This is a genomic window from Actinoplanes sp. NPDC051388, assembly GCF_055586225.1.
In genome coordinates, this window is sequence record NZ_JBVJIP010000032.1 from 37,035 (window position 1) to 51,256 (window position 14,222).

Annotated in this window: 10 protein-coding genes; 3 read left to right on the forward strand and 7 right to left on the reverse strand. The window is 71.5% G+C overall.

The features are described 5' to 3' along the window. Positions 1-104 precede the first annotated feature (104 nt). From ACZ6TI_RS46145 to ACZ6TI_RS46160, 4 genes are all read right to left on the reverse strand, one after another. Positions 105-1,478 (reverse strand): ABC transporter substrate-binding protein, encoded by a 1,374-nt coding sequence (locus ACZ6TI_RS46145; RefSeq protein ID WP_465351661.1) that lies wholly within the window; start codon positions 1,476-1,478, stop codon positions 105-107. Positions 1,479-1,488: 10 nt separating this feature from the next. Further along, a complete protein-coding gene (locus ACZ6TI_RS46150) occupies positions 1,489-2,442 on the reverse strand; it encodes a carbohydrate ABC transporter permease (RefSeq protein WP_465351662.1) in 954 nt (317 codons plus the stop codon). Positions 2,443-2,451: 9 nt separating this feature from the next. Then, on the reverse strand, positions 2,452-3,381 hold the full coding sequence (locus tag ACZ6TI_RS46155) for a carbohydrate ABC transporter permease (RefSeq protein WP_465351663.1): 930 nt from the start codon (positions 3,379-3,381) through the stop codon (positions 2,452-2,454). Between the two features lie 72 nt (positions 3,382-3,453). After that, the gene (locus tag ACZ6TI_RS46160; RefSeq protein ID WP_465351664.1) at positions 3,454-5,637 is read right to left on the reverse strand and encodes an alpha-galactosidase; all 2,184 of its coding nucleotides are present in this window, start codon (positions 5,635-5,637) and stop codon (positions 3,454-3,456) included. A gap of 138 nt (positions 5,638-5,775) precedes the next feature. Between ACZ6TI_RS46160 and ACZ6TI_RS46165 the strand changes: the two genes are divergently transcribed. Further along, complete coding sequence (locus ACZ6TI_RS46165) at positions 5,776-6,849, forward strand: LacI family DNA-binding transcriptional regulator (protein WP_465351665.1); 1,074 nt, start codon at positions 5,776-5,778, stop codon at positions 6,847-6,849. Here ACZ6TI_RS46165 and ACZ6TI_RS46170 read toward each other — a convergent pair. Beyond that, a complete protein-coding gene (locus ACZ6TI_RS46170; protein ID WP_465351666.1) occupies positions 6,802-9,783 on the reverse strand; it encodes an alpha-mannosidase in 2,982 nt (993 codons plus the stop codon). The two genes, ACZ6TI_RS46165 and ACZ6TI_RS46170, sit on opposite strands and share 48 nt — an antisense overlap. Before the next feature lie 12 nt (positions 9,784-9,795). Beyond that, positions 9,796-10,956, reverse strand: a complete 1,161-nt coding sequence (locus tag ACZ6TI_RS46175; protein ID WP_465351667.1) for an LCP family protein — start codon at positions 10,954-10,956, stop codon at positions 9,796-9,798. A 175-nt stretch (positions 10,957-11,131) separates the two neighbouring features. On the opposite strand from ACZ6TI_RS46175, the gene ACZ6TI_RS46180 reads away from it, so the two are divergent. Beyond that, entirely contained in the window at positions 11,132-12,118 is a 987-nt protein-coding gene (locus ACZ6TI_RS46180) for a glycosyltransferase family 2 protein (RefSeq protein WP_465351668.1), read from the forward strand. Continuing rightward, positions 12,108-13,229 (forward strand): glycosyltransferase, encoded by a 1,122-nt coding sequence (locus ACZ6TI_RS46185; RefSeq protein ID WP_465351669.1) that lies wholly within the window; start codon positions 12,108-12,110, stop codon positions 13,227-13,229. Before ACZ6TI_RS46180 ends, ACZ6TI_RS46185 begins: the two co-directional genes overlap by 11 nt. Here ACZ6TI_RS46185 and ACZ6TI_RS46190 read toward each other — a convergent pair. Then, positions 13,186-14,178 carry a hypothetical protein gene (locus ACZ6TI_RS46190; RefSeq protein WP_465351718.1) on the reverse strand — a complete coding sequence of 331 codons (993 nt, stop codon included), beginning with the start codon at positions 14,176-14,178 and terminating at the stop codon, positions 13,186-13,188. The genes ACZ6TI_RS46185 and ACZ6TI_RS46190 overlap by 44 nt on opposite strands. Positions 14,179-14,222 lie beyond the last annotated feature (44 nt).

A 14,222-nucleotide genomic window follows, 5' to 3' on the forward strand; every position in this document is an offset into this window, starting at 1 on the left:
AACGCGTCAGCCGCCGGGGTGATCCGGCGTCGTCGTGCTGACCATGCGATGCATGCCGCCGACGGTACGGCCCCCTCGGCCGTACCGTCGAACGGTTTTTCCTCCTATTGAGCGACCTCGAAGAGCTTGTCGAGCTGGGTGTTGAACTTGCTCAGCGAGGACGGGTCGGCGGTGCCGATGTAGAGGCTGTCGAACTGCGGCTGCATCAGCGCGGTGATGTCCGCCGCGTTGGTGGTCACCGGGAACAGGAACGTCGTCTTCTCCTTCACCTGATCGGTGAACGGCGTGACGTCGAGGTTGCGCTCGGCCTTGTTGTAGGCGATCGCCTTCTCGGTGCCCTCCGGCCGCGCCGGGAAGACCACCCCGGACTCGCCGATGATGTTCTGGCACTCCGCGCCGGACATGAACTTGACCCACTTGGCCGCGTTGTCCGGCTGCTTCGACAGCGTGGTGATGGAGTCGGCCAGGCCGTTGAACATCGACGCGCGCTTGCCGGTCGGGCCGATCGGGGTCGGCGCGATGCCGATGTCCAGCTTGTTGCCGGCCTCGTCGGTCAGGTTGGTGAAGGTGCCGATCGTCCACGAGCCGCCCAGCGCGGTCGCCGCGATGCCGGACTGGATCTGCTTGTCCGGACTGATCGGGTTGGCGCCCCCGATCTCCGCGTAGCTCGGCATGTAGCCCTTCTGCACCAGGCCGAAGTACCACTTCAGGGTGTCCTGGAGGGCGGGGTCGTCGAGGTTGAACTTGGTGCCCCACGGGTTCTTGTCCAGCGGCTGCCAGCCCGCGCTGCCGGTGAACGCCGACCACTGGGTCTGCCCCCAGCCGTTGCCCCCGGAGCCGGAGGAGCCCAGCCCGTAGGTCTTCACGTTGCCCTTGTCGAAGCCCGGCTCGTCGCCGCGCTTGCCGTTCGCGTCGACGGTCAGGTGGGCGATCATCTTCTCGAAGGTGCCGCCGTCGGTCGGGTTCCAGGCCAGGGTCTGCAGGTCGGCCTCGTTGATGCCGGCGTCCTGCAGCGCTTTGCGGCTGAAGAACGTCGCGATGGTGTCCCAGTCCTTCGGGGCGCCGTAGCGCTTGCCGTCCTGGCCCTTCCAGAGCGCGGCCAGACCCTCCTGGTAGTCGGCGTCCTGGATGTCGGCGGTGGCCGCGTAGTCGTCCAGCGGCCGCAGCACCTTGAGGTCGACGAACTGCGCGTACTTGTTGAGGTGGTCGGTGAAGACGTCGGGCGCGGTGTCGGCGATGAACCCGGCGGTGATCTTCGACCAGTAGTCGTCCCAGCCGTACTGAGAGATGTGCACGCTCAGGCCGGGGTTCTGCGCGGCGAACGCGTCCGCGCACTTCTGGTAGCCGGGCTGCTGGGCGGAGTCCCACAGCCAGTACTCGATGACGCCGTTCCTGCCGCCGGTGCCGCCACTGCCGCAGCCGGTCACCGCGAGGGCGGCCGCGAGCACGACCGCGCCGATCTTGAGGTTGCGGAACATCAGGGCCTCCTCACTTGATCCCGCTGAAGCCGATGGAGTTGACGATGCGTTTGGCGAAGACCATGAACAGGATCAGCATCGGCAGCGCCGCGACCAGCGTCGCCGCCATCAGGCCGGCCCAGTCCGGCCCCTGCTGCGGGGTCTGCGACTTGAACACGCCGAGCGCCACGGTGAGCACCCGCGACCTGTCGGTGTAGCTGACCATCAGCGCCCAGAAGTACTCGTTCCAGGCGGTGATGTAGGTCAGGATCGCCAGCGTGGTGATCGGGGCGACCGACATCGGCAGGATCAGCCGGAAGAACACCCGCACCTTGGACGCGCCGTCGATCAGCGCCGCCTCCTCCACCTCGCCGGAGATGCCGAGGAAGAACTGCCGGAGGAAGAACACCGCGAACGGTGTCATCAGCATCGTCGGCAGCGCGATGCCGAGCAGCGAGTCGACCAGCCCGAGCTGCTTGATCAGCACGAAGTTGGGCAGCAGCGTGAAGATCGCCGGGATCATCAGCCCGCCCAGGAAGAACGCGAACCACCGCTCCCGGTGCCGCCACTTGAGCCGGGCGAACGCGTAGGCCGCCATCGCCGAGAAGAAGACCTGCCCGGCGGTCACCAGAGTGGCCACGACGATCGAGTTGAAGAGGTAGCGCCAGAAGTTGATCGGCTGCCCGGCGCCGCCGGCGTCGATCGCCTCCTGGCCGGTCTGCTGCCCGAACACCCGGGCGAAGCCGCCCGAGGAGGCGTCCACCGGCAGCAGGCTGTCGCTGCCCGCGTAGAGCGCGTTGTTGCTGGACAGCGCGGTGCGCAGCATCCAGTAGAAGGGGAAGACGCTGATCAGGATGACCAGGATCATGAAGGCCCAGGCGAAGGCCCGGCCGATGCTGAACTTCTTCGGTTCCGGGGGTTCGACGACGCGCTCCGGTGCCGGCGCGCCGATCGTGGCGACCGGCGGTGTGGTGGTGGTGGCCATGTCCCCTCCTCAGTTCAGATCGCTGGTGTCGGCCCGGGTGACCCGGTACTGGATGAACGTGATGACGACCAGCACCAGCAGCAACGCCACCGACATGGCCGACGCGTAGCCGAACTGGAAGCGGCCGAACGCGACGTCGTAGATGTAGTACTGCAGCACCCGGGAGGAGTCGACCGGTCCGCCGCGGGTGGCGATCGCGACCGTGTCGAAGACCTGGAACGACCCGACCACGGTGATGATCAGGACCAGGGCCAGCACCGGGCGCAGCAGGGGCACGGTGATGCTGCGGAACATCCGGGGCTCGCTGGCGCCGTCCATCCGGCCGGCCTCGTACATGGTCTCCGGGATGGTCTGCAGGCCGGCGAAGATCAGCAGCGCGGTGTAGCCGACGTGCCGCCACACGTTGATCAGGGCGATCGTCGGGATCACCCAGGTGTCCGAGGAGAGGAACGCGATCCGGTCCAGCCCGATCGCCGCGATGATGTTGTTACCGATGCCGAGCTGGTAGTCCAGGATCCAGAGGAAGACCATCGCGGCCACCACGTTGGACACCAGGTAGGGCGTCAGCACGATGCCGCGCAGCCAGGTGCGCTTGGTGAGCCGCTGCATCATCACCGCGATGACCAGGGCCACCAGGGTCTGGATGACGATGTTCACGAAGACGTAGTAGATGGTGACCCGCATCGAGTTCCAGAAGACCGGGTCCTGGACCATCCGGATGTAGTTGTCGAGGCCGTTGAACTCGGGCGGCGTCAGCAGGTTGAACTTCGTGAAGCTCAGGTAGATGCCCCGCAGCGTCGGCCAGACCATGAAGACCAGGAAGCCGATCAGAGCGGGCAGGATGAACAGCAGAGCCAACCGGGTGTCGTCGCGTTTCTTGCTCCGATGGGGGGTCGCAGGCCCGGTTTTCGCCGGGGCCTGCGTCGTCGTCGTGGCCATCTCTCTCCTTCGCCGGTAACTGCGCAGTGCAGTCGTCGGCCGTCCCCGGTGGGTGGGGGCGCCCGGCGGCAGTCATTCGTGGCGCTCTGCTCCCTCCGTCGCGTCGATTCGGCAGAGCACCGCTTGATCGGGCTGGATGCGAGGGAACGCGAGTCCCGCGTGCTCCAAGGCGGCGCCGCTGATCACGACGCCCCTGTTGTCGGGGCCCCACCAGGGCGGGGGTCGCAGACCATCGGGGATGGGCCCGGCGGGCCGGATCCGGTAGTGGCGGGTGGGGTCCAGGCCACGCAGTCGCAACCGGCCCGGTGGGTCGGGGGCGACACTGTCCAGGGCGACCAGCGAGATCAGCGCGCGGGATCGGTCCGGCGCCAGGATGCCGTGGACGAAAATGTTCTCTTCGGCGGTGTCCATCCGGACCAGTTCGCCGGCCAGCAGCAGGTCGCGCTGCTCCTTGAAGAACGCGAGCCAGACGCCGAGCTCCTCGAACTCGGCGTCGGTGGCCTTCGCCAGGTCCCACTCGATGCCCAGGTGGCCGAAGACGGCGGTGGCCGCGCGGAAGCCGAGGGTGTGCCGGCGTCCGGTGGTGTGCGAGGTGCCGGAGGCGATGTGCGCGCCCATGAACTCCGGCGGGATCAGCTGGGTGGTCCAGCGCAGCATCGACTGCCGGTCGTGCGGATCGATGTTGTCCGAGACCCAGACCCGATCGGTGCGCTCCAGCACGCCCAGATCCACCCGGGCGCCGCCGGACGAGCAGGACTCGATCTCCAGCCGCGGGTGCGCGGCGCGGATCTCGTCGAGGAGCCGATAGAAGGCCAGCGTCTGCGCGTGCACGCCGGGCCGGCCGCCGCGGGTCTGGTCGCCGGCCTCGATCAGGTCGCGGTTGTGGTCCCACTTGATGTAGCCGATGTCGTACTCGTCGAGGACCGCCAGGATGGCCGTCCTGATGTGCTCGAAGGCCTCCGGGATGCCGAGGTTGAGCACCTGCTGGTTGCGGGACTCGATCGGCCACTCCGGGCGGGCCGCCATGATCCACTCGGGGTGCGCGCGGGCCAGGTCGGAGTCCGGGTTGACCATCTCCGGCTCGAACCAGAGCCCGAACTGCATGCCGAGCTTGCGGACCCGGTCGATCAGCGGGTGCAGGCCGTTCGGCCAGACGTCGGGGGAGACCGTCCAGTCGCCCAGCCCGGCGTGCTCGTCGCGGCGCCCGCCGAACCAGCCGTCGTCCAGCACGTAACGCTCCACGCCGGCCGCGGCGGCCCGCTCGGCCAGGTCGATCAGCCGCTCCACGTCGTGCTCGAAATAGACCGCCTCCCAGACGTTCAGGGTGACCGGCCGGGTGCTGGAGACCTGCCGGTCCCGGGCGCGCAGGTGCCGGTGGAAGCGGCGGGCCACCTCGTCCAGCCCGGCGCCGTACGAGCCGTAGAGCCACGGGCTGCGGTAGGTCTCGCCGGCGCCGAGCACGACCTCGCCGGGCAGCAGCAGCTCGCCGCCGCCGAGCACCTGCTCGCCGGTGAACACCCGCTCCGCGTAGTGCGTGTGGTTGCCGCTCCAGGCGGTGTGCACCGCCCACACGTCGCCGCTCGCGAAGCCGAACCCGGGCGTGCCGGCGTGCAGCACATAGGCGCTGTCCGCGCCGGTCCGGCCCTTGCGGTTCTCGCGCAGGTGGGTGCCGGTGGTGAGCCGGCCGCGCAGCGGGACCCGCTCGAGGTTGTGCCGCCCGCCGAAGTCGAGCAGTTCGTTCGCCTCGGCCGGGATCGGGAAGGCCAGCACCAGGTCGTCCACCCGGTAGCCGTCCGGGGTGGTGTTGGTGACCGCGGCCCGGGCCCGCAGCAGACCGGTGGGCAGCAGCTCCAGCTCGACGGTCAGGCCGAGCAGGTCGCCGTCCGCGGCGGTCACCGCGACCAGGCCGGGACCGGCGGCGACGAAGCCGCTGACCGGCTGTCCGTCCAGCGTCACCTCGGTCGTCCGGAACCGCGGCGACCAGCCCATGCCGTCGAACGACCCGGACAGGCCCGGTCGCCCGGTGAACCCGGTGTGGTGCTCCGGCAGCACCGGCATCCGCGGCACCGGCTCGATGTTGTTCGACCCGGCGACCATGTGCATGCCCGCGACCAGAGCCCCGGCGACCTCGGCGTCCAGTCCGGCCAGGGCCGGACCCCAGTGCACGATCGCCGGCAGCCGTCCGTGACTCACGTCGATCAGCGCGGTCACGCCGTCGGCGGTCAGCGCGACGAGGGTCTGGTCGGTGTCCGGCATCGAGCAACCTCCACGATCGATCGAGACGCGTTGATCGGGCTAAACATTTAGCACGAGTGTGTCCCTGGTCACATGGCGGTGTCAAGGCGGTAACATCGCCGATATCTGCGCGGCTACCTGCGGATTTGAGAGGTGTGTGTGGCCCGGGACAGGGGACATCGAGTCACGCTGCGTGATGTCGCTGCCCACGCCGGGGTGTCCGTGACCACCGCGTCGTTCGTGTTGTCCGGGCGCCACGAGATGCGCATCTCCGCCGCCACCGAGGAGCGCGTGCTGCAGGCCGCCCGGATGCTCGACTACCGCCGCCGGCTCGCGCCCGCCTCCACGCCGCCCAGCGGCGCCCCGGCCATCGGCCTGGTCTCGGACGTGATCGCCACCGAGTCGTTCGGCGGCGAGATGATCCGCGGCTGCATCTCGGCCGCCACCGAGCGCGGGCACGTGGTGCTGATGGCGGACAGCGAGGGCGTCGACGAGCTGGAGGACTCCGCGGTCAAGGCGCTGCTGGCCCGCGGCGTCGACCGGTTCGTGCTGGCCACGCTCGGCACGATCGTCTATCGGGTGCCCGAGGCGCTGCGCGGGCAGCGGCTGATCCTGATGAACAACGTGGACCCGGCGGCGGACGTGTCGTCGGTCATCCCGGACGACCATCGGGCCGGCCGGACCGCCGCCGAGACCCTGGTGGCCGCCGGGCACGGTGGCGGCATCTGGCTGGTCGGCCGGGTCACCGTGGACGCCTTCGCCGCCGGCAAACGGCAGGCCGGCATCAAGGCCGGCCTGCGGGCGCACGGGTTGCGGCTGGCCGGGCACGTGAAGTGCGGCTGGTGGCCGGACGAGACCCGGGCGGCGATCGGCGCGGAACTCGCCGCCGGCTGGTGGGAGCGGGAGCGTCCGACCGCGGTGATCACCATGAACGACCGCGCCGCGATGGGCGTCTATCAGGCGCTCACCGCGGCCGGGCTGCGGGTGCCGGCGGACGTGTCGGTGGTGTCCTTCGACAACTCCGACCTCGCCCGCTGGCTCCACCCCGGACTGTCCAGCTTGGACCTGCCCTATTTCGACATCGGGCGGCGCGCGGTCGAGCTGCTGCTCGGCGACGACCGCGCGCCGAAGGTGCACAAGCTGGCCATGCGCCTGCGCGCCCGGGACTCGGTGGGCCCGCCCGCTCTACTGCCCGAGCCGCAGCGTCACGATCTCGAACGGGCGCAGTCGTAGCGACCGGCCGGACAGCGTCTCGATCGGCCGTTCGAGCAGGTCGGTGCGCTCGATCCGGGACGTTTCGAAGGACGTCCGCACGGTGGTGGCGCCGGGCACGCCGAGCGCCTCGTACAGGCGGACCACCACGTCGCCGGCGCCGTCGTCGGCCAGCTTGACCGCCTCGATCAGCACGCCCGGGTCGCCCTCCAGCGAGATCAGCGGCGGCACGCCCCGGCCGCCCGGCCGGGTCACCGGCGGCAGGTTCAGCGCGTAGCCCGCCGCCACCGCGTCCGCCGGGGTCGCCGCCGGCACCAGCCGGAACCGGAACTCGTGCCGGCCCTGGTCGGTCTCCGGGTCGGGGAACTGCGGCCCGCGCACCAGCGTCGCCCGGAGCTGGGTGGCCATCCCGCCGCCCTCGCGAGCGACCCGGCGCACCTCGTGGCCGTAGGTGGCGTCGTTGGCCAGGGCCACCCCGACCGGCTCGCCGACGTGCACCCAGCGATGCGCGGCCACCTCGAAGCGGGCCGCGTCCCACGACGTGTTCTCGTGCGTCGAGCGGGTGACGTGCCCGAACTGGGTCTCGAACCGGGCCCGGTCGGCGTGCACGTCGGCGTCGAAGCCGAGCTTGAGCAGCCGCTGCCGCTCGTGCCAGTCGACCTCGACCAGCAGGTCCAGCCCCGGCTGCCCGGGCCGGACGGTGAACGTCTGCCGCGCGGTCGACTGCCCGAAGCTCCGCTCGACGACGGCGAAGGCCGAGCCGTCGTCGGCCACCCCGGTGCGGAACGACCGCACGTCCAGCACGTCCTCGACGCTGGCCCGGTAGTGCCGGTCCACGTCCCACGCGTCCCAGTGCGCCGGGTAGTCCGGGTGCAGCTGCAGCACCGCGGCCCGCCCGCCGGGCGCGACCGCCTCGGCGCCGGTGCCGGTGTCCACGATGGAGGAAACGGTGCCGTCCTCGTGGAACGACACCGTGATGCGGTCCGAGGCGATCCGCAGCGGTTCGGCGGTCGCATGGGCCGGGGACGCCGCGGCCAGGGGAGCGGCGCCACCGGCCGGGACCCCGTCCACCGCGATCGGCCCGGCGTTGAACACCACCCGGTTGGCGCCCGGGCCGGCCAGCGCGTCCTGCAGGCCGCTGATCAGCGGCCTCAACTCGGCCTCCAGCTTCGCGTAGGTCGCGCGGGCCTCGCGGTGCACCCAGCCGATCGACGAGCCGGGCAGGATGTCGTGGAACTGGTGCAGCAGCACGGTCCGCCACGCCTCGCGCAGCTGCTCGTACGGGTAGTTGGCTGCGCCGGCCACGGCCGCGGTGGCGCCCCACAGCTCCAGCTCGCGCAGCAGGTGCTCGCCGCGCCGGTTGCCGCGCTTCATCGCCGCCTGCGAGGTGAGCGTGCCGCGGTGCAGTTCCAGGTACAGCTCGCCGTACCACTGGGGTGGCTGGGGGAGTTCGGCCCGGGCCGCGTCGAAGAACGCTTCGGGGGCTTCCACCCGTACCCTCGGAAGGCCCTCCATGTCCCGGGCCCGCCGGGCCCGGGCGAGCATCTCGCGGGTCGGACCACCACCGCCGTCGCCGTGCCCGAAGGGCAGCAGCGACCTGCTCGCGGCGCCCTTCTCCTTGAAGTTGGCCGCGCCGTAGCTGAGCTCGCGCACGGTGATCTCGCCGTTGTAGGTGTCGGCCGGCGGGAAGTGGGTGAACACCGAGGTCCCGTCGATGCCGACCCACTCGAGCGTGTGGTGCGGGAAGCGGTTGACCCGGTTCCAGGAGATCTTCTGGGTGAGGAAGTAGTCGATGCCGGCCTGCCGGACGATCTGCGGCAGCGCGCCGGAGTAGCCGAACGAGTCGGGCAGCCACGCCACCCGAGACTCCCGGCCGAAGTGCTCGCGGAAGAACCGCTGACCCTCGGTGAACTGCCGGACCATCGCCTCGCCGCCGGGCAGGACGGTGTCCGACTCCACCCACATGCCGCCGACCGGCACGAACCGGCCCTCGGCCACCCGCTGCGCGGCCCGCTCGAACAGCGCCGGGTGGTCCTCCTTGAGCCACGCCCAGTGCTGGGCGGCGGACATCACATAGACCAGCTCGTCGTCGGTGTCCATCAGCTGCAGCACGTTCGCGACCGTGCGGGCCACCTTGCGGCGGGTCTCGCGCAGCGGCCACAGCCAGGCCGAGTCGATGTGCGCGTGCCCGGCCGCGGAGACCACCTGCGCGCTGGCGTGCGCCGGGGCCGCGAGCACCGGGGCGAGCGGCTCGCGCAGCCGGCCGACTTCGTCCATGCCGTGCGCGTCGAGCAGGTCGAGCATCCGGTCCACCGCGCGGGTGGCGAGCGCGCGGACGGTCAGGTCCACGCCGGGCTCGTCCAGCAGCCCGGCCACCATCTCCAGGTCGTGCACGAGGTCGGCGACGTCCGTGCGGCGGATCGTCAGCGCGGCCGCGGCCAGCGTGTACTGCGGGTGCTCGCCCGCCGTGGCCCACTCGCCCAGCGGGGTGGGCAGGAAGCGGTCGATGTCGCGGCCGAAGAACTGCGGGTTCGCCGCCGCCTCCAGATAGAGCTCGACGTCGCCGCCGGACGGGACCGGCACCCAGTTGTTGCGCGGCTGCACGCTCTTGATGACCGTGCCGTCCGCGGCGTACGCCATGCCCTCGGCCTGGAAACCCGGCAGCGAGTCATCCTGCCAGCCCAGGTCCAGGACCAGCTCGACGCGCTCGGCGCGGGCGCTCGGCGGCACCGTGCCGCGCAGCCGGAACCAGGTGGTGTCCCATGCCCGGCCCCAGGCGTCACCGACCGCGAACGGCCGGAACTCGGCCTCCCGGGCCACCTTGAACGGGACCGGTTCGCCGCCCACGTCCCAGGCCGCGATCTCCAGCTCGGCCAGAGGCGGGTTGACGGCGGGACGGATGCGGTCGCGGAGCGCGCGGGATAGCCGCTGCAGGGTGATGTCCTCGGAGTGCATCACCGATGATGGTCACGATCGGCCCTCCGGCGCCACCGCGAGCACCTCCGGATGAGCCTGGACGAAGGCGGCGACCTCGTCCTTCTTCACCGCTCGCAACATCGCCAGGCTGGTCTCGGTGAGAATCTCCACGCTGCCCACGCCCGGGACGTCGTCGCTGTTGAAGGTGCCGTCGTTGGTGCGCAACGTGATCAGGTCGTCCGGGTCGAGCCCGCGCATCGCGAACACCCAGTCCTCCAGCGGGATGCCGCCGTCGTCCACGGTCATCGTGCGGCCGACCGCCGCGAGCAGGCCGGGCAGCTTGGCGGGCGAGCTGAGCCCGTCGTCCACCGCCTGCTTCAGCACGGCCTTGAGGAACTGCTGCTGGTGGCGCTGCCGGCCGTAGTCGTAGTCGCGGTTCTCCAGCAGGTCACGCTGCCGCACGAAGTCGAGCCCCTCGCTCGGCGTGAAACAGCGGTTGCCCTTCTTGTACGTGTTCGGGGTGACGCCCGGAATCTTGCGGCGGACCGTGCCGTCGGTGTTCAGCTGATACGGCGTGGCCTGCTTGCCGGTCTGGTCGTCCTTGCCGCGGTGCACCGAGATGGTGGTCTCGTCGACGTACATGCAGACCTTGCCGAGCACCTCGACGACGTCCTTGAAGCCCTCGAAGTCGATGATCGCGCCCGCGTCCGGAGTGATCCCGGTGAGCTTCTTGACGGTCAGCGCCAGCAGCTCGAACCCCTTGGACAGGGCGGTCGGACCCTGGAGGCCGCGGCTGCCGAACGCGAACGCCGAGTTGATCTTCGCCTGCCCGCCGCCGTAGGGGACCTTCCCGTTGTCGTAGGCCGGGATCCGCACGTAGGTGTCCCGGGGCAGCGAGACCATGTAGCCCTGGTCGTGCCCGGCCGGGATGTGCAGGATGATGATCGAGTCGGACCGGATCAGCGCGTCCGCGCTCTGGTTCTTCCGGGTGTCCAGCCCGACCAGCAGGATGTTCTTCGCGCCCTTGACGGACGCGTGCTGCCGCTCGGGCGCGCTGCGGGCCGCGCCGATCAGGTTCTGCTTGGTGACCGTACGTGTCGCGGAGGTGAACGCCACCTTCATCGCCACCACCGAGCCGCCGCCACCGACCATGAGCAGGGCGCCGACCCACACGAATGCCTTGGCCCAGCGGGGTGCACGCGCTCGTGGCAACGGATCTCTCCTCGGCAGACGGTGATCTTGGGCGGCTGGACTCTACTGACCAAGACGTGTTCACCCGCGTGGATCGTTGCCAGTTACCGAGAAGTTCACATGCCCGCATCGAAACACCGCCCGGAAGCCGGTTCGCCGTCACCTGCGCGCCGTTCGTCCCGCTTACGTTTCGCCCATGTCTGCGACACCGGATGTCAGCGTCGTCATTCCCACCCGCAATCGGCCGGATCTCGTGCTGCGTGCGGTGCGCAGCGTGCTCGCGCAGTCCGTCCGCGACCTCGAGGTGGTCGTGGTGGTGGACGGCCCGGACGACGCGACCGGCGCCGCGCTGGCCGAGCTCGCCGACCCGCGGATCCGGGTCGTCGTGCTGCCCGCCAAGGGTGGCGCGTCGAACGCCCGCAACCAGGGCGTGCTGGCCGCCCGCGGCCGGTGGACCGCGCTGCTGGACGACGACGACGAGTGGCTGCCGGGCAAGCTCGCCGAGCAGCTGAAGCTGGCCGCCGGCACCACCGCGGCCACCCCGATCGTGGCCACCCGGCTGGTGAACGTCACCCCGCGCGCCGAGTCGGTGCTGCCCCGCCGGCTGCCCGGCGACGGCGAGCCGATCAGCGAATACCTGACCGTGCGCCGCGGCCTCTTCTACGGCGATGGGTTCATTCAGACCTCCACCATCATGGCGCCGACCGAGCTGTTCCGGCGGGTGCCGTTCAGCGCCGGGCTGCGCCGCCAGCAGGAGCTGGACTGGACCCTGCGGGCGGTCCGCGAGCCGGACGTCGAGCTCGTCTTCGTGCCCGAGCCGATGGTGCGGTGGCACCAGGACGAGGACCGCGAGCGGATCAGCCACGAGATGCCGTGGCGGCAGCAACTCGACTGGCTGCGGGTCAGTCGCGAGCTGTTCACCCCGCGCGCCTACGCTGCCTTCACGATGAGCGTGCTCAGTTCGATGGCCGCGACCACCCGCAGCCCCCGCGTGTTCCGCGAGGTCCTCGCCGAGGCCCGGGGCTACGGCCGCCCGGGCGCCATCGACTACGTGACCTATCTGCAGATCTGGGCGATCCCGCCGAGCCTGCGCCGCCGGCTGCGCGACCGGGTGCTGGGCCGGCGCGACGCCGCCGCAACCGGGGCGTCCGAGCCGGCCCGCGAGCGGGTCGATGTCGGCTGAGCGCTCGGTCGTCATCTGGCGGAGCGCGCTGCTGCCCGCCTCGGAGACCTTCGTCCGCAATCACGGCGTCGCGCTGACGCGCTGGCGTCCGTCCTATCTGGGCGCCATCGCGATCCCGTCCGCGCTGTCCCGGCCCGGCGACACCATCGTCTTCCCGGACCGTGGCCGCGACTTCCTGCGGCTGCGCCTGACCGGCTCGTCGCCGGTGCTCACCGCCGCCCTGCGCCGGCTCGCGCCGGACCTGGTGCACGCGCACTTCGGCGGCGACGGCTGGCTGATCGGCCGGGCCGCCGCCGCGGCCGAGGCGCCGCTCGTGGTCACCCTGCACGGCCACGACGTGACCCGGCAGCCGCGGGCGCCCGGCCTGCTCGGCGTCCGCTACCGCCGCAACCTGCGGGCCGTGTTCGCCCGGGCGGCCGTGCTGCTGGCGGTCTCCGGGCAGATCCGGGACCGCGCGATCGAGCTCGGCGCCGATCCGGACCGGGTCCGGGTGCACTACACCGGCATTCCGATCCCGGCCACCTTCCCGGGCGGCCCCAAGCGCTGGGACGTCGCGTTCGTCGGCCGCCTGGTCGAGAAGAAGGGGGTCGCCGACCTGATCGCCGCGCTGACCCGGGTGCGCGCCCGGGCGGTGGTGATCGGGGCCGGGCCGCTGGAGGCCGACCTGCGCCGCCTGGCCGGCCGGCTCGACGTGACCTTCCTGGGCAGCCTGCCGCCGGCCGAGGTGGCCCGCCACCTGGCCGCGTCGAAGATGCTGGTCGCGCCGTCCCGCACGGCCCGCGACGGCGACTCCGAAGGGCTGCCGACCACGATCCTGGAGGCGGCCGCGCTGGGCCTGCCGGTGGTGGCGACCCGGCACAGCGGCATCCCCGAGGCGGTGCGCGACGGCGAGACCGGCCTGCTCTCGCCCGAGGCCGACCCGAGGGCGCTCGCCGGGAACATCGCCGAGCTGCTGCGCAACGACGGCCTGCGGGCGCGGCTGGGCTCCCGCGGCCGTGAGCTGGTCGCCGCCGAGTTCGACCTGAACCGCCAGTCCGCACGGCTCGAGGATCTCTACGACGGGCTGGTCAGCGCGCCCGCCGGACCCGTGCTGCGACACGTCGCGCGCTGAGCGGCACCGTCGAGATCAGCAGCCGGCCGGAGGGCTCCACGCCCACCGCGACCACGACCAACCGGCGACCCCGCCGGATCAGCCGCGGCCGGCCGGTGACCAGGCCGGGCCCGCGCACCGCCACCGATCCCGCCGCGCCGGTCGCGTTCATCGCGCCCAGCGCCCGGCCCGGATCGAACGGTCCCGGCTGGGCCGAGACGATCCGGCGCTGCCCGGTGGCCGCGCTGCGCGCGACGATCTCACCCAGGTCGAAGACGATCCGGGTACGCCCACCGCCCACCGTGACGAGCGCCGGGATCTCCTCGGCACTGACGCTCGCCGCGCCCTCGCCCGTCGCGGTCAACTCCAGCCGGCCCCGCATCCAGCGCACCGCGACGGCGTCGAGCTTGGCCGCCCAGTCCGGCGCGGTGGTCACGTCGAACACCTCGTCCGGCAGCCGGCCGAACCCCGGATACGCCGCGTAGCGCCGCCCGCCGCGCTCGACCGTCCGGGGCACACCGTGCCGGGCGTCCTGCCGGATCACCGCGAGCAGGTCGTCCAGGTCACCGTCGCGGGCCACCGCCAGCCGGATCCGGGTCTCCGGGCCGAGCCGCGCGGCGATGTCGTCGTTCAGGTGCTCGGCGGCGATCCGGCCGAGCACGTCGTGCACCCGCTGCTGATCCGGCCGGTCCAGGGCGAGCAGGTCGTCGTCGAGCAGCCGGGCGAGCTCGTGGTCGAAGCGGTGCACCAGCAGGGCGTCCCGGCGCTTGCCCGCTTCGACCAGCTCGGCCACGTACGCCACGATCTTCGCCGCGGTCTCCACCCGCAGCGCCGGCCGGCTGCGATAGGTGATGTTCCCGGCGCCGAACCGCCGCACCGCGAAGTAGAAGTCGTAGCCGGTGAGCACCGAGACGCGCCCGGCGTGGAAGCACGCGGCCAGGGTGAACGGCAGGTCGCTGCCGATCGGCATGTCCTCGCGGTAGCGGATCGCGTGCCGTTCCAGCAGCTCGCGAC